The following is a 16304-nucleotide window of genomic DNA, read 5'->3' as shown; positions in this document are numbered from 1 at the left end:
AAGTACGGCCGCGGCGCACGGCGAACTCGTCGACACCCAGGCATGGGACAGACTCCGGCTGCGGGAGGGGCAGTGCGCGAAGGAGGCGGAGCAGGATGTCCTTGCCGGTGGTGATGGCCAGGCGTCCGCACAGACTGGCGCCGGCACGTCCGCCCAGGAACAGGGCGATGTCGGTGAGCTGGGCGGTGAGGGCATTCGTGCGGCGTGCGTGTCGACGCGTCAGGTCCGGGATCTGCTCGGCGAAGGTTCGACGTCCGCAACTGTCGTTGCCGCACACGAGACGACGTGCTCGCAGGTCCAGTCGCACCTGCCGACCAGCAACGGGACGGTCCGCCAGACACCGCTGGTAGTAGCAGTGCACTCGCGAGGATCTCCATCCACATCCCGGACAGGCGGCCGACCCCACCGTGGACCGCACGGCAAGACGGACCTCAGCGTCCCCAAGAACAACCTCTTCTACCTCGACTCCGGCCCCCTGAAGAAGGAGGTCAGCGAGGCGAACCACATCCCCCACGCACAGCTGATGCCCGCCTGCTCCTGATCGTCACCCACCCCCAAATCAGCGACAGAGCCAGCTTCCGGGCTCGATGACGCTACGTGGCCGGTATTCGTCGGCGGAGCGATCACCCTGCTGTAGGCGCGGCATGATGCGATCATGCGGAATCAGCCTGTGCTCCTTTTTGATGGAGATTGCGGCTTTTGCTCTACCTCGGTGAGGTTTGCTGAGCGACGCCTACAGCCTCGTTGCGAGACCGTTCCTTGGCAGTTCGCGGACTTGGAAGCCCTTGGCGTCACCTCAACACGAGCCGAGCACGAAGTCTTGTGGGTGACTCCCAGAGGCGTTGTGTATGGAGGCGCCCAGGCTGTTGCGAAGGCACTGTTGAGCGCAGGCGGAGGGTGGGCGCTGGCGGGTGCGTTGCTCATGTTGCCTCCCATGCGGTGGGCTGCCAACGGTGTGTATCGACTCGTCGCAAACAATCGTCACCGCATGCCAGGAGGCACCGCGGCATGCGCTTTGCCCAACCGTCGAGCGGTTGGCCTGTAGCCGAACCTCCCAGCACCGTCAGGACAGCAGGACACGTTTGCGGAGCAGGGCGAAACCTGCACGGCCGAACATCTGGCGCTTGAGCATCTTGATCCGGTTGACATGGCCTTCGACGGGACCCGAGTTCCAGGGCAGGGTGAGGCCGGCGATGACGGCATCACGGTCGCGGTCGATGCCTGCGGCGAGGGTATGGAGGCTGGGCAGATCGTCCTGGCGGACGGCGTCGAGCCAGTCCGGCAGCCGCTCGCCCTGTCGGCCGGTGAGCATGGTCGCGAAGGACCGGACGTGCCTGGTGAGCGCGTCGATTTCGGGGCAGTGAGCCCGGACGGCCTTGAGCTGGAGTTGCTCGGGTTCGGTGAGGGTGTCCGGGTGCCGGAGGATCCATCCGGCGACGGTCCGGGGCGAGGGCGGTCGGGCGGTCACCGGCCGTTGCGCGGTGCGCTTGTCGTGCAGGTAGGCGCGAACGCGCTGGTAGCTTCCCTTGTAGCCGAGCGGAACGATCTCCTCCCATAACTTCCATGCGTTGGTGCAGCCCTCGTTCCAGCGGTCGTCCAGGTGGGGCTTGTAGTCATCGAGGACCGAGGGCCGGCCCTGCCACTGGCCGGTGAACAATTCCTCCGGCGTTGCGACGTCGGCGAGCTGCTTGACCGTGCGGTAGGTCATCCCGAGCTGGCGCTGGACCGAGCGTCGGCTGTGTCCTGCCTTCAGCAGGGCGTGGACGGCGGCGTGCCGGGACCGGGTCCGGTCGGCGAACCGGTGTCCTCGCGGCCAAGGTGACGCGGCCGGGTCTACAGCCGGGACGGTCTCGTGTTCGGGCTGGGGCTCTGCGGGCGACAGGACGTGCAGGCAGCGGCGGTGCTGGGCGACGCTCCGCTCGGCGGCCTCGCTCAGGTTGTGCCAGAGATGCCACCTGTCTGCGACCTGGACCGCCTACGGCGCTCCGGCCGAGGCGCCTTCGGCGAAGAACGGCGCGCGGTCCCGGCAGATGACCTCGACGCCGGGCCGCTGGGCGAGCCAGGCAGCCAGGCTGGATGCCTCCCGGTCCGGGAGCAGATCGATCGGACGGCGGGTTTCGACGTCCACCAGGACGGTGCCGTAGTCCCGGGTTCGACGTAATTCAGCGGCCTGGAGCGCCGAATTGGGGGGCTGACCTGCGTGGACATGGGTGTGGCCGCCTGGAGGGCGTTTCTCTAGGCGGTGGCGTTTCGGCTGGTCAGCGGGGTGCGGGCTGAAGGTCGATGACCTGCTTCGGGTGCGGGATGCCGAGCTTGGCGAGTAGATCTCGCTGGGGCTTGGTGAGACCGGTGACCTGCTGGAACGTGCCGGTGGGGCCAGTGAAGGTCCCGGTGTGGAGGCGCTGGAGCTCGCGGCGGGCCTGGGGCCAGGTCGTCCCGGTCTGGGTCTCGATGATGCGGATGAGGAGGAGCGCGAGCCAGCAGAGGACGACGTGCGCGCGGATGCGTTCTTCGAGCCGGTGGTAGACGGGCCGCAGGTCGATGATCTGCTTCATGTCGCGCCAGCCGCGCTCGACTTCCAGGAGCTGCTTGTAGCCCAGGGCGATGTCCTCGGCGGGCAGTTGCGGATCACTGCAGCGCAGGAGGTACTTGCCGTCGAGGTTCTCCTCCGTCTTGACCTTGGCCTGGTCGATGCGGAGCTTGCCGGCGGGGGTGGTGCGCAGGTAGCGGTTCAGGCCGGGCTTGTCGGTGATCTTCCCGCGCAGTTCGCCCTGTTTGAAGTCGCTGAGTTTGTCGGTGTCGGCGATCAACTCGGAGAGCCGGACGACGAGTTGCTCGCGCATGTGTCGGTCACGTTCGGCTGATTCGGGATTGTGGCAGATGATGAACCGGTCGGTGTCGCTGATCCTCACCTCCTTGACGCGCATATTCTCGGCGATTTCGGTGTAGCGGCCCTGCCGCGACAGGGCGGCCTTGACCTCGGGTGATCCGGAGCGGAGCTTCTCGCCGATGATGTAGGCGTGGTCGCCCTGGCGCAGGTAGCGGCGGTTGGCCTCGGAGGAGAAGCCGCGGTCGGTCACCCACACGATCTTGGAGAGGGCCCAGTCGCGCATGTCGTCCTCGACTTGCCGGATCAGCTTCTGGTCGGAGGCATTACCCGGCCAGCACCAGCAGCGGACCGGGATGCCGTCCCGGGTGACCGCCATGCCGATCACGATCTGGGGCAGGTCGTCGCGGGAGTCCTTCGACTTCCCGTAGGCGCGGAACCCCGTCTCCTTGGCGTCCTCGTCGCCCTGGCCGTCGCCCAGTGGGCAGCCCACGTCGTCGCGGGCGACGGGCTCGTCGGGCTCCTCCAGTTCGAAGTAGGTGCTGGTGGTGTCGAAGAACAGCAGGTCCACCTCGAGGTTCAGCAGGTTGGCGACCTCGTCGAACACCTGCTTCTCCAGGTCGTCCTTGACCTCGTGGAGCCAGTCCATCGCCCGGTAGCAGGACTGCTCGCCGATCTCGGCAAGGCGGTCGATGTGCGCGTCATGGGTGATCCAGTCGGCAGCAGCGAGCTTGGACGACGGAGCCAGTGCCCGGTTGGCGACCAGGGCGAACAGCACCCGCTCGGTAGCATCCATGTCCCGGCGCCGGCCGCGCTTGGGCTGCCCGACCCGGCCCACGATCTGATCGATCTTCAACTGGCGCCACAGATGGTCGAGTACGTAGGTGCCGCCGAAGGCGCGGGAGGAGACGAACTCCAGGTCCGACGCGGCGGTCGCGGCCAGTGCGTCACCCGCCTCCAGCAGCTTCGATAGAGACGCGACCAGGCGCCTGACAGCGTCGCGGTCGAGCTGGTCCTCGCGGCCGAAGGTGAACAGCACCTTCGGCACCGCCCGCCCCTTGGCCGCGTCCCACTCGTTGTGGGCCAGGTGCAGGTACCGGACGGTGCCGGACTTGTTCTCCCGCTTCGTCGTCTTTACGTACACGGCTCCAGACCATACGAGTTATGGCCAGGCCAGCGCAGGTGAATCCAGAAGATCGCATCTCTAGGGACTTCCGGGCTTCTCTGCCCATCCCAGCCCGCTGACCTGCGACTTCAACCCCGCAGGACCTCCAGAACCCACGAATTACGTCGAACCCGGGACCCAGCTCCTGCCGCTGCTGGACGCAGTCCCATCGATCCGGGGCCTCTCGCGGCGACTCCCCGCCCGCGATCCCCGCTGGGGAGGATGTTCAGATGCCTTCCGACGCCACGTGTGTGATGACGCGCCTGACGTATTCCTCGCGGTGCCGAAGCAGTTCAGTGCTGACGAGGATGCGGTATCTGCTGATTGGGAGGAACAGGGTGCCGGTGACGGGCAACGCGGTCACCTTGAGCCGGAATCCGCCGAGGCGGGTACCGGTGGTCCTCTCGTACTCGCGCACGGCATCCCTCATGCGCGGAGCACCACGCCCAGGGCGGCTCACGTTCGCGACTTCGCGTTTGCGCTCGGCGCTCCACAGGCGGACGACATCGCGGTTGCCCTCGACAACGCGGCCGAGCAGGCCGACCGGCGACAAAGGAACCGCCGACTCGTCCTGCTCCGAGGCCGCCAGAGCGCTGTCCCACCACTGTCGCCACTCGGCGTCAACTTCCTTGGAACCGTCCACAGTCGAGTCGATGGCCAGGCTCGGCGGCGCTATGACTGCCTGTATGCCCAGCGGATCGCAGATGCCGAGCGCGTCGCGGACTGCCAGCGCAGCGGCCAAATGGTAGGAGTACCCCAGGGCTACTTCCCACGGCGCGCTCGACATCGATCCCATGAGTCTTCCTTTGTCTCAGACGATCTCTGCACTGTCGGTGGGACCGCCGCTTGAACAGATGTCGCCGTCCCACAAGAGCGCGTCGCTGGAGGGGGAGACTCCCGCGGTCTCCCAGCCGGGTCCGCCGGCGTTCGCGTCCCACTCGCCCTCCCAGGACGAGTCGAATGCCAGCCCGCCGCCCCATGAGTAGGTGTCCGAACCGTAGTCGTCGGACCTGCTGGCCTGCCAGTGGTAGGCGACCGCGTCCTCGTCGAGATCGAACCCCGTCTGGATCTCCATGTTGTAGCCGCCGACGGGATGTATCCAGATGTACGAGTCGCCGCAGTCCCCTTCGACGACGTCGTCGGGGTGGACCTTCGCGCGGTACGGACTTCCGTCGGGGTTGATCGCCTTGGGCGTCGGTACCGCGTGCTGGCTGCCGTCGGGTGCGGTGACGACCTTGAAGCCGTGGGCTTTTGCGAGCTTCGCGTTCACTCCGGTCACCCGCATCTTGACGACCTTCGCGCCCTTGGGCGGCGAGTGCTTCGGCGTGTGCCCCGCGTGAACTCGCAGCCCTGCAGGGCCGATGCGGTTGGCGGACGGGACTGCTTCGGCGGTGCCGATACCGGCACCGGTGAGCGCGGACGCCGCAAGCACTGCGACGAATGCACGCGTGAACATGGCACGCTTCATGACTGGTTTTCCCCCTACTGCTGCGAGTTCTCTTCCTGGGCCACTTACCCGGTGTCCCTCAGCAGACGGGTTGACACTATGGCCAATAGCGGCGCATGTTCCTCAACTCCCTCATGGTTGACCGATTCAGGCCAGAGGTGGGGCTTATTCCGGGTTGGTGCCACAGCGGACATACAGGCCAGCTCCGTACGCCGCCGCGGCGGCAACGCAGCTTGTCTGCCCGGCCGCCGCTGATCGTGTGTAGGACCCGCCGCCGGGGCGTGCCGGCCGTCCCTCACGCCACGTCCGTCGCCTGCGTGAGTCCGCGTCTGTTGTGTCCGGTCTCAGCAGAGATGGGCCCGAGGTGTCTGCGGTGGTTCAGGTTGAGTGAGACGAAGCCCCCGTAGCTGTCTGATCCTGGTTGCCCGCTCGCTGGCCGGGGCCGTGCGGCGGTGCAGGTGGAGGGTCAGGGCGAGCAGGCCGAGCGGGGTGGCCACGGCCAGGGCGCCCACCGCCTGGTGCTCCCGGGCGCCGACGGCTGCATCGCATCCGGACGTGCCGAGCTCGCCGAGTTCACCGTCGGGGCCGTACTACTGCTTCGTGAACGCCTGCCGGTCGAACAGCGCGGGCACGCCGCACCACATCGGCGCGTCGAAGCTCCCGTTGTTGTGGGCGAACTTCCTGCGCTCCCAGGCCGATGCACTCCTCGCGTGCGACTTCTTCGAGACCATCACCCTGTCCGGAGCCCGCCTGCACGTACTCGCAGTGATCGAGCACACGAACCGGCGGATCCGGATCCTGGGCGCCACCGAGCATCCGACCGCGTCCTGGGTGACCCAGGCCGCGAAGAATCTGGTCATGGACCTCGAGGACGCCGGCAACCGCGCCCGCCATCTGATCAGGGATCGGGACGGGAAACTCCCCGCGCTGTCCGACGCCGTCCTGCAGGACACGGGCATCGAGGCCGTGCTCACCGGGGTCCGCATCCCCCGCATGAACTCCATCATGGAAAGGTGGGTACAGACCCGCCGACGCGAGCTGCTGGACCGCACGCCCATCTGGAACCAGCGCCACCTGCACCACACATTGCGCGAGTTCGAGCACTTCCACAACGAGCACCGACCGCACCAGGCCCTCGCCAACGCGCGGCCGCTACACCCACTCCCCCAACCGATCACCCACCCCGAGGACATCGCCCACCTCGACATACGAAAACGTGAACGTCTGGGCGGCATCCTCCACGCGTACCGACATGCCGCCTGACCTCTACGGATGAGGTATTCGGCAAGCGCAGGGGCAGCACCAACCTATCCGGCCTCGCACAGCACGACGCCCCGCCGTCCGGACCGTACAGGTCTGGGGGCGGGGCGAGACGGGCGAGCCCTGGCCGGTTGATGCACTGGCCGGGGCTCGCCGTGGCGTTGCTAGGCGGGAGTGACGTTCTCCGCCTGCGGGCCCTTCGGGCCCTGGGTCACGTCGAAGTTCACCAGCTGGTTCTCTTCGAGGGACCGGAAACCGCCGGCGTTGATGGCGGAGTAGTGGACGAAGACGTCGGGGCCGCCGCCGTCCTGGGAGATGAAGCCGAAGCCCTTCTCGGCGTTGAACCACTTCACAGTGCCGGTAGCCATGTGCCTGTCTCCTTCGAGGGGACTCGTATCGGGTCCCGCACCGTGCGGGATCCGGAGGTGATCGCCCTGGTCCGGAGAGGCGTTGAACAGCAAAAACGCCCGTGACTGCGATCACGGGCGAACGGGACTTCGGAACCACGACTGCTAATCACGACGCTACACCGGATGGTGGAGCTCGGCCACGAAGACTCACGACGCCAACCGCCCCCGTGGGTCGACCGGCAACCACTGACAGCCGTCTCCCGAGTGCGCCTCCCCTGCCACTGGGTGAGGCTGAGGCTAGGGCTGAGCGTCGCGTGATCGTGTTCCCGCCCGGTTCGGCTGGCAGCCGGCGTGTCCAGGTCGGCAGCGAGACGCTGGGCACCACATACGGTCTGCACGACCTGAGCGTGTTCCTGGAGCGTGCCGGCCTGGAGGGATTGGACGAGGTCGACGTGGCGAACTCGCTGCTGATCGAGTGGCACGGGGGCGGCCCGGAGGTATGGGAGCGCTGAACGTCCACCGGCGAGCTGGGGACCAGCGTCGCCCGTTCGGCGCGCAGCGGTCGCTGTCGTAGGTGGGTGCGGGTTCGCTGGGAGCGAGCCCGGCATGTGACCGGAGCTCGTCCCCCATCAAGCCAAGGAGACACAGCCATGGACCAAGGCAAGATCCATGAGTGGGACGCGGACCCGGGCGAGGGAAGCATCAAGAACGACCGAGGTGGTCCCGTGCTGTACTTCACGGTAGACGACCTCATGATCGACCCCGACGAGATCCGTCCGGGGGACACCGTCTCGTTCCAGATCGAAGGGCCCGGACGCGCGGCCAGGGTCAACAAGGCCTGAGTCTCGAAAGCACCATGTGGCAGGCACCACCCCGAGGCGAGTCGGGTGGTGCCTGGCGCACGCAGATCGGCCGCAGCCTGGTCGTGAAGGTGCCGGGGCCCATCGGAGGCCCCGGCGGTCCCGAGCACCCAGAACGGCGGGACAGCATGACCGTACCGGTCAGCGCGGCGCCTGGCGCTGAATCACTCGGAGGGCTGCCGGCCCATTCGGCGCGTCCGTCGAGGACGGAGCCGAGGCGGCCGGCTTCCCGTGCGGGACACAGCCGTTGGCGGTCGGCGCCGCCTGCAGCGGGCAGGATGAAGGTCAGCGCTTCTTCGCCTTGAGCGCGATCCCGAGCACGACGACCGCGACGGTGACCGCCAGCAGGATTGAGTTCGCGATCTTCCCCGCTACCCCGCCATACATGAACATCCCGCCGGGAATCGAGAACGCGGTGACTCCGGCAAAGAAAAGGACGAGGCAGTTCCCGCATCCTCTGCTGAGTTCCGAGTTTCCCGACATGGCAGTCCCCCTTCAAGGCGCTGGGCGCCCACCGCGCTGCCCCGGGCAAAGTTGCCTGCGGCCACAGTGACAGCTGTACGGGACGAAGGCGCCATTGTTGTCGGAACGTGAAGAAGCCGGGGCCTATCGGAGGCCCCGGCAGTCCCGGGCAATCCCCGCCTCAGCAGGAGGGGCCGCTCGTCGACGTGCCCCCGCAGAGTCACGAGGGGACGTCGACCTGTTCCCCCGCGGCGAGGACGTCCGCTGGCATCGTGCCCCATTCTCCTTCGTCGCCCACTCCGCGGAATCGCCCTTCCGGAAGCTCCCGGGCTGGAGTGATCAACTTCCAGGGCAGCCTGCTCGGCTCCCGGACCACGACCAGGACCGGGGTCGTTTCGCAGTCCAGCGCGACGTACAGCCACCAGTCCGGCCCGAGGTCGAGCATCGCCTTACGCTGCCGGTCGGTGATCGGAACTGACGAGCCGCGCCCGCGCTTGCCCTTCACCTCGATCAACCGGGCGATGCTGCCATCCGGTTCACGCGACACCAGGTCGCACGTGAAGCTGCGGGCGCCAGGGTGGCGCCCTTCCACCCACTCTCGGACTTCCCCGATGAGTCCCTCAGGCCAGCCTTCGCCGACGTAGGAGACCGTGCGGCCTTGTGATCGCTCGTAGCGGATCGCCAACTCAACGGCGGTACGTTCAGTCGGGTTCACGACTCCCCCATTCCCACTGCACGAGAGACCCCTGGCTCGCGTAAGCAGGGGCCGATCGTCACCTGAACCTTCTTCGAGCGTGGCGCCTCGGTGGCGGTTCAGCCGGTCATCTTGAGGAAAGTCTGAAGGTCCTCGTTGGCCGCGGTCACGTCGGTCAGGCCCTGCTGCAGGGTCGGGATGTCGCCGGTGCTCTGTCCGGTGGAACATTCGTTGGCAGCCTTCTGCAGCTCGCTCATGGTCTTGCTCCACTGCTGCTGCCACGCCGGATTCGGGATCGTCTGCACGCCCGCGGCGCTCGCGTCGGCGCCGATTTTCCCGCAATCTGCGGCTTCGGTGGTGCTGTTGTCGCCGTCGTGGACGATCTTCTTCACGTCGGACGAGAGGGTGCTAAGGGACTGCATTACGTCATCGGGCAGGAACGTGATGCTCGGGCTCGGGCTGGCCGACGGGGACGCGGCCGGATTCCCGTGCGGGACACTGCCGTCGACGGTCGGCACGGGCCTACCGCTGGTGCACGCGGCGGCGAGCAGGATGACGGGAACGAGCAGGACGATACGGCGCACGGGCCCCCCTTGGCGGTGCGGATGTTGTGCGGGGACACAGTGGCAGCTGCTCGGGGAGCGGGTGGCGTTGTTGGTCAAAACGTGAAGATCTGGGGCCTATCGGAGGCCCGGCAATCCCGAGCACCCGTGGCGGAACGGAGCACCCAGTACGACGGCCGTCCGTCACTCGGAGGGCTGGCGCCCCATCCGGCGGGCCATCCGTGCCGCCTGCTCCGGGGTCACCAGCTTCACTTTCCGCCGGAAGACGCCCTTCACGACGAAGAAGCACGAGAACCTGCCATACGGGCCGATCTCGCGGCACTCGTACAGGCCGTTCCCAGGCAGCGGCCAGCCGTAGGGCTCAGTGCGACCGCGGCTGAGGAATGTGCGCGCGTACGTGTACTTCTCGTTCGTGCCACGGATCTTGGCCGCCCAGCCGAACGTCTCCTCACAGATGAGCCGATGCGGCGTGATGGACACCTCGGGAAACACGCCGGCCGGATCCGCGGCCGCAATGTCGACGGGGACGTCCAACAGCGCCGTTGAGGCGGCCTTCTGCTCCGGAGTGGCATGCAGCCCGCAGACCCCGGGATCCGGGCCGACGCCGTACCAGGGCATCGGATGCTTACGGCAACGCGTGCCTCTCGTCGTAGTCGCCGTGCACTGACTCACGATGCCCCCGCCGGTCAAGTTGGAGCCGGGGCTCATCTGGAGCCCCGGCAGTCCCGAGCATCCGTGACGGGACAGCAGCAGGTTAGACCGCACGGGCGCGGCCGGACTCAGCAAACGCAGGTACGGGCCAGCCTCGCTCACGAGATGTGCGACAGCCCCGCTGGCGCCTCGCCGGGGCCGGTGTTGGCGCAGTCACCGGTGCCGAGGGTATTGGCGATGCTGTACGCGGTCGTCATGTCGGCGTTGAGATGGTCGATGGCCTTGTTCGTGGTGGCGACCGCAGTGGTGATGTCCGCCTCGGCCGTGGCGATGGCCGTGCCGGCACCGGGCAGCGTGGGCAGACCGTCAGCGGTGAGGGCTTCCTGCGCGTTCTTCAGATCCGTGATCTCGGACCGCAGCCCCGTGATCCCCTGCTTCTCCTGGTCTACGTCGTAGCTGGCCGTGGTGGTGACGTCGTACCCGACGACATTCTCGGCGTCGTAGCCGACCACGTTCTCCACGTTGTAGCAGCCATCGCCGTTTCCGCCCTTGGCGTCCTGCCGCTCCCTTGCAAGGTCCGTGTCGGCCGTCCCGACGTCGCTGCGTACGGACTTGGCGTTGGCGAACGTGCCGTTGGAGCCCTGGAGCGTTGCGAGCGCGTCCTGCGCCGTGCTCTGATCCGCCGCCTGTGCACTGGCTTTGGCGCTCGCACGTACCGTCGCTTGGTCCTGATGCTGCGCGGTCCGCTCGGCCTGCGCATCTTCAGTCCAGCCACCTTGCAGTAGGGCGCTACACACGCTCTGCCCGAATATCTGGCCGTTGGTGTCGCGGACCACGACCACGACGTCACGCCTCTGCACAGCGCACACCTCGGGCACGAGAGCCTGCACGGCGACCGCCTGCGTGGTCCAGAAGTCTCCGCCTGCGGACAGAGAAGACGCGAGGCTGCCGCACTCGGCCGCCGGATCGGACTGCCCGCCGTTGCGCACCTCGGCACGGGCAGCGTGCCCGTACAGGTAGATCGTGCAGACACCACCGCCGTCATCTGCCGCTGGCGCTGCGCTGCTCGTGGCTGAAGGTGTCGAGGAGGCCGAGCGGACGCTAGGCGCAGCAGAAGGCTTGTGGGAAGACGCACAGGCGGTGAGAGGCAGGCAAGAGAGCAGAGCGATAGCCGAGACGGTACGGCGCACGATTCCCCTCAGAAGTGGCACGAGTTGGTGGAGGTACTGTGACAGCTGTGCGGGATGAAGGTGCCATTGTTGCCGAAACGTGAGGAAGTCCGGGCCTTACGGAGGAACCGGCAATCAATGAGTGCTCTCAACGGCGGACGCCGGCAGCGTGGATCGTCGACGCCCGTGCGCTGTGGTGATCACCGGCTTGGACTCGGGAAGCAGCTCTCCGGATGTTTCGAGCACTCTTCGGCCAGGTAGCTGGCAGCGCTGCTGATGGCCTCGCTCGGCGGCATCGAGAACACCGGCTTCGGGCTTCCGGCGCTCGTGCACAGATCTGACAGCGGGTGCTCGTGGCACCAGGTCACCATCGGGTCCTCGGCCGTCTTCGGCGCGCTCGCCGAGGACGAGGCCGAAGGAGATGCGGCCGGTTTCCCGGTCGGCGTGGCCTTGCCGCTGCTGCACGCGGCGGTCGTCAGCAGCATGGCGGCAATGGGAAGGATGAAACGACGCACGGGCCCCCTTGGCAGTGCGGAAGTTGCTGCGGACAGAGTGGCAGGCGTATATGGAGCGCGCACCGTTGTTGCCGGAATGTGAAAAGGCCGGGCCCTATCCAAGAGCCCGGCGAGTCCCGAGCAACCAGGGCGGAACGGCGGGAGCGCAACCCGCCTCGCCGAGGAGCTGTCAGCTAAGCCCGTCGGCCGCCTTCTTGTAGGCCGAGGCCTGCGCCGGGGTCAGGTAGTGCGAGACCCTGACGAGCACCGTGCCGTGGACGTAGTCGTACTCGGCAAGCGCCGGCATCGACTTGGTGACGGCCTGGATGTACTTGGCGCGGGTGGCAGCGTCTGCCGGGTCTGCGAAGACTTCGACGGCGCCGCCGCGGTCAACGTCGCCGGGCTTGGTGCCTTCGACGTCGGCCGCCTTGATCCGGCTGTCGGTGAACGTGACCTTCGACGTGTACTGGTTCGGCCTGCCGAGCAGGTGGTTCGGGTCGTTGTCCGCGGTGACCGTTCCGGACAGCTTCGCCGAGCTGATGCTGGCGTCGATCTTCTGGACTGCAGACTGAGCAGTCAGCGGCGTGCTCGCCGTGGCGCTCGAACCGGCCTTCCCGTTGTCCACGGCCTTGGGCTTGTCGGACGGCCCACAGGCAGCAAGCCCGGCGAGCAGGATGACGGCGATAGGCAGGATGGTGCGGCGCACGAGGCCCCCTCGGTGGTGCTGATAGTACGTGCGGCCAGAGTGGCAGGCGTATACGGAGCGCGGGCACTTGTTGCCGGACCGTGACGACGAGGGAGGCGGCATGTCCGCACGGTCCCGGCCTGCCGAGTGGCAGAGTGATCGGCCATGACCGCACCAATATGGGCCACCGTGATCGGTGGCATCGTGTCGCTCGGCATCTTCCTGGCTGGCCAGGCGACAGCCAGCCGCAAGGAGAAGGCCACTCACAAGGCCGCTGCAGCTGGGGCACGCGACGCAGCACAGGAACTGCTGAGAGCGGCTCCTGATACCAAGTCCGCGTTGGCGGTCTGGGAGGTTCGGTGGAGGGACAAGCAGTCGATCGCGGCAGCGGTGGCGCGTTTCGTTCGCCCAGATACTGGCGGGCTACCGGGACGACCTCACACTGACAAGCCGCAGCTGACAACCGCCGGTGAGGTTCCCATCCCTGCCCGGCGCGCATGTCGCCAGATGGTCGGGCCCGGAGCTGCGCCCCAACTCCCTGGAACGTGAAGCCGTACCGCACGACCTTGGCCGGTGTTGTCAACTTGTGGGGCTGATAGGCATGTTGGGGTGCGCTGGGGGTGTGCGTGCCCTGGGTAGCGCTGCCGTCAGGCAGCCGCTCGGGTGCGGCCGGTGACCTGGTTCCAGGTGGCGTGGCGTTCGGTCATTTCGCGTCGGTAGTCGTGGGCGGTGAGCAGGTGGCGGCGGGGCCGGAAGTGGGGCGAGATGCCGCTGAAGGCAGACAGGAATCTCTGGGCATGTCCGGGCAGGGCTCCGTCAAGTTCCGTGGTTGCGTGGAGAGTTGGCGATCAGCCGGTTGGGGCGGATAGCAGAGCAGGCACGGGGGTTCGTGATCATTGTGGTGTCGAAGCCAGATGATCACGAGGATGTCACGTGCCTGCTGTTGCATCTTCCCCTGTCCCTGCCGTGCTGGAGAAACTGGGGCCGCTGGATGCGGACCGGATCGCTGACCTGCGTCCCTACCTTGAATCGGTTCCGGATCCGCGCTCACGCCGAGGCCGGTGGTACTCGCTGACGGCGATCTTGCTGGTGTGTGCCTGCGCGGCCGTCTGCGGCGCGAAGAGCATCGACGAGCTCGCCGAGTTCGGCGAGCGGGCCACGAACTCGCTGCTGGCATCCCTTGGGGTACGCCGTCACCTGCTCGGCTGGCGGCGCAGCCCCAAGCCTGTCACTCTCGGACGCGTCCTTCAGGCACTTGACGGCGACGCCCTGGACCAGGCCGTGGGCGCTCTCCTGGCCGACCGGCACCGCATCACCGCGTCCGCAGACGTGCCCGAGGCCCGATCGCGGCAGGTCATCGCCGTGGACGGCAAGGCCCTCAAGGGCTCAGCCCGCCTGGCCGCGCCTCGCCGTCACCTGCTCTCGGCGGTCACCCACGACCGCGTCGCCACGATCGCCCAGGTCGAAGTCGGCGCGAAGACCAACGAAGTGCGCCACTTCAAGCCCCTGCTGGCGCCACTCGACCTTGCCGACACCGTCGTCACCTTCGATGCCCTCCACTCAGTGAAGGCCAACATCACCTGGCTGGTCGAGACGAAGAAGGCCCACTACATCGCCGTCATCAAGACCAACCAGCCCACCGCCTACGCCCAGCTCGCCGCCCTGCCCTGGACCTCGATCAAGGTTCAGCACACCGCCTCCGCCACCGCCCACGGCCGCCGCGAGTCCCGCTCGATCAAGACCTGCGCTATCGCCGACAACCTCGGCGGCATCGCTTTCCCCCACGCCCACCTCGCCATCCGGGTCCACCGCCGCCGCAAGCCCACAGGCCGGCCCGAAACCCGCGAGAACGTCTACGCGGTCACCAGCCTCGCCGCCCATCAAACCCGCCCCGCCGACCTCGCCGCCGCCATTCGCGGGCACTGGGGAATCGAAAATTCCTCCCACTACATCAGAGATGTCACGTTTGCCGAGGACGCCTCGACCATTCACGCCGGCACCGCACCCCGCGCCATGGCCACCATCCGCAACCTCGCCATCGGCACCCTGAAGATCCTCGGAGCCCACAACATCGCCAAGACCACCCGAGCCATCCGCCACGAACCCGAACGATCACTCGCCATCCTGGGCATCACCAACAACCAGGACACTCACGGAACTTGATCGAGCCCTGATGTCCGGGCGAGGTGAAGCGCCGCATGGCGCGCTCGCGCTGCCTCGTTGTCTGGTGGCTGTTTTCCGCCCTGTTGTTCAAGTATTTCGAACTCCGGTGCTCGACCGAAGGCATCACCTCGCGGTGGGCGGCCCCGTAAGAGCGGAGCTTGTCGGTCACGATCACCCGCGGCACGTACTGGACGTCCTTGAGGAGACGGCGGAAGAACCGCTTCGCGGCCCTGCTGTCCCGCTTGGCGGTGACGAGGATGTCGAGGACGTTGCCGTCCTGATCCACGGCCCGCCAGAGGTAGTGCAGCTTCCCGTTGATCTTGATGAAGACCTCGTCCAGATGCCACCTGTCGCCCGGTCGGGGGCGGCGCCGGCGCAGTCCGTCGGCGTAGGTCTGCCCGAACTTCTGGCACCACTGGCGCACCGTCTCGTACGAGACCGTGATGCCCCGCTCGAACAGCAGCTCCTCGACCTCGCGGAAGGAGAGGGGAAAGCGGAAGTACAGCCAGACCGTGTGCGCGATGATCTCCGCCGGGTAGCGGAACCCCCGGTACGACGGCGAAGTGTCCACGAGCAGGGTCTCCCCAAAACAATCAACATCAAGATCGTCCCACAGAGAACCCGCGCTCAAGTTGACGGTGCCGCCGGCGCAGCACCGCATTCTCGTGCCGCAACACCAGCAGTTCCGCGTCCTTCGCCGCCTCACTGCGGAGCAGTACCGACGGACGGTACGCACAGCAACTTCCGGGCCATCTTGTATAGCAAGGACACGATCACGCGGACATGGTCCCAGTGGACCCACCGCACCCCGCTCACCTGCGGCGACGACTTTTCGAGCGGCACACCGTGAAATGCCAGACGCCGGCCGCGCGCCCGCTTCCTGGGCACGAGGCTGCGCCTGCTCGCCGGCGAGGTTCAAGCGTCCGGCCAAGGATTGATGCCGAGCCCGCGCAGACGGGCCTCTTCCCTGCGATGCATGAATCTGGGACGGGTGACACCGCCCAGGAATCCCTCGTTGAAGGGATACGGCTGTTCTTCACTGAAGATCCGAAGCAGCAACTCCGCCATGCCGCAGTCGAACTCGATGAATGCCTGGCCGTCGAGACCGCCGGAGTCCCAGACGGCGACCGGCCACTTATCCGGATCACTGCCGCGGGTGGACCAGCACAGGACGTTCTGGTTCGAATCCTCCCCCCAGCAGATCAGACTTCCCGCTGCCAGCCAGGCCGGATACGGCGCCGAAACGTCCTCCAGCCAGTCCGGGGACGGGACGAACCAGACGTCATGGGGCCCGTCACCCGGGGCGCCCTCGTTCTGGCGGGAGATGGCGAGGCCGTCCTCGATCGCGCCTGATCCGTAGACGGACATGAAGACCCGGAAATCGGAAGGAAAATCGCAGCCCCACACTTCGCGCGTCTGGCGCCAGTTGATGACGTCACCCGCACCATCGTGCGGAGGCATCAAGGTCATGAGCTTGCGGATGTTCTGGTTCACTTCTCCTCCTCGATGCCGCG

Annotated in this window: 19 protein-coding genes and 3 pseudogenes; 5 read left to right on the top strand and 17 right to left on the bottom strand. The window is 67.1% G+C overall.

Annotated features, from left to right (window positions below):
- Positions 1-277: pseudogene (locus ACFC8N_RS46470) on the bottom strand (ISL3 family transposase); the annotation flags it as partial.
- 378 nt (positions 278-655) lie between these two features.
- Here ACFC8N_RS46470 and ACFC8N_RS46465 point away from each other — a divergent pair.
- Positions 656-1045 carry a thiol-disulfide oxidoreductase DCC family protein gene (locus ACFC8N_RS46465; RefSeq protein WP_376295737.1) on the top strand — a complete coding sequence of 130 codons (390 nt, stop codon included), beginning with the start codon at positions 656-658 and terminating at the stop codon, positions 1043-1045.
- A gap of 18 nt (positions 1046-1063) precedes the next feature.
- Here the strand turns inward: ACFC8N_RS46465 and ACFC8N_RS46460 are convergent, their stop codons facing one another.
- The 5 genes from ACFC8N_RS46460 to ACFC8N_RS46440 form a co-directional block, all read right to left on the bottom strand.
- The gene (locus tag ACFC8N_RS46460; RefSeq protein ID WP_376295736.1) at positions 1064-1708 is read right to left on the bottom strand and encodes a transposase; all 645 of its coding nucleotides are present in this window, start codon (positions 1706-1708) and stop codon (positions 1064-1066) included.
- A gap of 267 nt (positions 1709-1975) precedes the next feature.
- A complete protein-coding gene (locus ACFC8N_RS46455; RefSeq protein ID WP_376295735.1) occupies positions 1976-2128 on the bottom strand; it encodes a hypothetical protein in 153 nt (50 codons plus the stop codon).
- Positions 2129-2258: 130 nt separating this feature from the next.
- Positions 2259-3971, bottom strand: coding sequence for an IS1634 family transposase (locus ACFC8N_RS46450; RefSeq protein WP_376295734.1), 1713 nt, complete (start codon positions 3969-3971; stop codon positions 2259-2261).
- A gap of 247 nt (positions 3972-4218) precedes the next feature.
- Complete coding sequence (locus ACFC8N_RS46445; protein ID WP_376295732.1) at positions 4219-4788, bottom strand: hypothetical protein; 570 nt, start codon at positions 4786-4788, stop codon at positions 4219-4221.
- Positions 4789-4803: 15 nt separating this feature from the next.
- Entirely contained in the window at positions 4804-5448 is a 645-nt protein-coding gene (locus ACFC8N_RS46440; RefSeq protein WP_376295730.1) for a hypothetical protein, read from the bottom strand.
- A 546-nt stretch (positions 5449-5994) separates the two neighbouring features.
- Between ACFC8N_RS46440 and ACFC8N_RS46435 the strand changes: the two genes are divergently transcribed.
- Complete coding sequence (locus tag ACFC8N_RS46435; RefSeq protein ID WP_376295729.1) at positions 5995-6702, top strand: integrase core domain-containing protein; 708 nt, start codon at positions 5995-5997, stop codon at positions 6700-6702.
- Positions 6703-6863: 161 nt separating this feature from the next.
- On the opposite strand, the gene ACFC8N_RS46430 is transcribed toward ACFC8N_RS46435, so the two are convergent.
- Positions 6864-7067, bottom strand: a complete 204-nt coding sequence (locus ACFC8N_RS46430) for a cold-shock protein (RefSeq protein ID WP_376295727.1) — start codon at positions 7065-7067, stop codon at positions 6864-6866.
- 296 nt (positions 7068-7363) lie between these two features.
- On the opposite strand from ACFC8N_RS46430, the gene ACFC8N_RS46425 reads away from it, so the two are divergent.
- Together ACFC8N_RS46425 and ACFC8N_RS46420 are read left to right on the top strand one after the other, a co-directional pair.
- The gene (locus tag ACFC8N_RS46425; protein ID WP_376295726.1) at positions 7364-7561 is read left to right on the top strand and encodes a hypothetical protein; all 198 of its coding nucleotides are present in this window, start codon (positions 7364-7366) and stop codon (positions 7559-7561) included.
- 138 nt (positions 7562-7699) lie between these two features.
- A complete protein-coding gene (locus ACFC8N_RS46420) occupies positions 7700-7891 on the top strand; it encodes a hypothetical protein (RefSeq protein WP_376295725.1) in 192 nt (63 codons plus the stop codon).
- A 303-nt stretch (positions 7892-8194) separates the two neighbouring features.
- Here the strand turns inward: ACFC8N_RS46420 and ACFC8N_RS46415 are convergent, their stop codons facing one another.
- The 8 genes and pseudogenes from ACFC8N_RS46415 to ACFC8N_RS46380 all read right to left on the bottom strand — a co-directional run.
- Positions 8195-8392, bottom strand: a complete 198-nt coding sequence (locus ACFC8N_RS46415; RefSeq protein ID WP_376295723.1) for a hypothetical protein — start codon at positions 8390-8392, stop codon at positions 8195-8197.
- Between the two features lie 199 nt (positions 8393-8591).
- Positions 8592-9086: a DUF3883 domain-containing protein gene (locus tag ACFC8N_RS46410; RefSeq protein ID WP_376295722.1), complete on the bottom strand. Its 495-nt coding sequence runs from the start codon at positions 9084-9086 to the stop codon at positions 8592-8594.
- Positions 9087-9184: 98 nt separating this feature from the next.
- Positions 9185-9649 carry a hypothetical protein gene (locus ACFC8N_RS46405; RefSeq protein ID WP_376295721.1) on the bottom strand — a complete coding sequence of 155 codons (465 nt, stop codon included), beginning with the start codon at positions 9647-9649 and terminating at the stop codon, positions 9185-9187.
- Positions 9650-9811: 162 nt separating this feature from the next.
- Entirely contained in the window at positions 9812-10246 is a 435-nt protein-coding gene (locus tag ACFC8N_RS46400) for a hypothetical protein (protein WP_376295719.1), read from the bottom strand.
- Positions 10247-10437: 191 nt separating this feature from the next.
- Positions 10438-11268, bottom strand: a complete 831-nt coding sequence (locus ACFC8N_RS46395; RefSeq protein ID WP_376295718.1) for a hypothetical protein — start codon at positions 11266-11268, stop codon at positions 10438-10440.
- Positions 11269-11648: 380 nt separating this feature from the next.
- Complete coding sequence (locus ACFC8N_RS46390) at positions 11649-11963, bottom strand: hypothetical protein (RefSeq protein WP_376295716.1); 315 nt, start codon at positions 11961-11963, stop codon at positions 11649-11651.
- A gap of 169 nt (positions 11964-12132) precedes the next feature.
- A complete protein-coding gene (locus ACFC8N_RS46385) occupies positions 12133-12648 on the bottom strand; it encodes a hypothetical protein (RefSeq protein WP_376295714.1) in 516 nt (171 codons plus the stop codon).
- A 626-nt stretch (positions 12649-13274) separates the two neighbouring features.
- Positions 13275-13430: pseudogene (locus ACFC8N_RS46380) on the bottom strand (IS6 family transposase); the annotation flags it as partial.
- Positions 13431-13560: 130 nt separating this feature from the next.
- On the opposite strand from ACFC8N_RS46380, the gene ACFC8N_RS46375 reads away from it, so the two are divergent.
- Positions 13561-14790 carry an ISAs1 family transposase gene (locus ACFC8N_RS46375; RefSeq protein WP_376295712.1) on the top strand — a complete coding sequence of 410 codons (1230 nt, stop codon included), beginning with the start codon at positions 13561-13563 and terminating at the stop codon, positions 14788-14790.
- Between the two features lie 13 nt (positions 14791-14803).
- On the opposite strand, the pseudogene ACFC8N_RS46370 reads toward ACFC8N_RS46375, so the two are convergent.
- Positions 14804-15367: pseudogene (locus tag ACFC8N_RS46370) on the bottom strand (IS6 family transposase); the annotation flags it as partial.
- 338 nt (positions 15368-15705) lie between these two features.
- Positions 15706-16284: an SMI1/KNR4 family protein gene (locus ACFC8N_RS46365; protein ID WP_376295710.1), complete on the bottom strand. Its 579-nt coding sequence runs from the start codon at positions 16282-16284 to the stop codon at positions 15706-15708.
- Positions 16285-16304: the final 20 nt, after the last annotated feature.

It is taken from the genome of Streptomyces sp. NPDC055966 (genome assembly GCF_042269865.1).
Lineage (GTDB): Bacteria > Actinomycetota > Actinomycetes > Streptomycetales > Streptomycetaceae > Streptomyces.
Note: the sequence above shows the minus strand (reverse complement) of the source record. Positions and strands in the feature narration are given on the sequence as shown.

Excerpts from the sequence above, each read along its gene's own strand:
- ACFC8N_RS46465 (WP_376295737.1), top strand. The coding sequence starts at position 656 with ATGCGGAATCAGCCTGTGCTCCTTTTTGATGGAGATTGCGGCTTTTGC.
- ACFC8N_RS46460 (WP_376295736.1), bottom strand. The coding sequence starts at position 1,708 with ATGACCTACCGCACGGTCAAGCAGCTCGCCGACGTCGCAACGCCGGAG.
- ACFC8N_RS46445 (WP_376295732.1), bottom strand. The coding sequence starts at position 4,788 with ATGGGATCGATGTCGAGCGCGCCGTGGGAAGTAGCCCTGGGGTACTCC.
- ACFC8N_RS46440 (WP_376295730.1), bottom strand. The coding sequence starts at position 5,448 with ATGTTCACGCGTGCATTCGTCGCAGTGCTTGCGGCGTCCGCGCTCACC.
- ACFC8N_RS46430 (WP_376295727.1), bottom strand. The coding sequence starts at position 7,067 with ATGGCTACCGGCACTGTGAAGTGGTTCAACGCCGAGAAGGGCTTCGGC.
- ACFC8N_RS46420 (WP_376295725.1), top strand. The coding sequence starts at position 7,700 with ATGGACCAAGGCAAGATCCATGAGTGGGACGCGGACCCGGGCGAGGGA.
- ACFC8N_RS46415 (WP_376295723.1), bottom strand. The coding sequence starts at position 8,392 with ATGTCGGGAAACTCGGAACTCAGCAGAGGATGCGGGAACTGCCTCGTC.
- ACFC8N_RS46400 (WP_376295719.1), bottom strand. The coding sequence starts at position 10,246 with ATGCCCTGGTACGGCGTCGGCCCGGATCCCGGGGTCTGCGGGCTGCAT.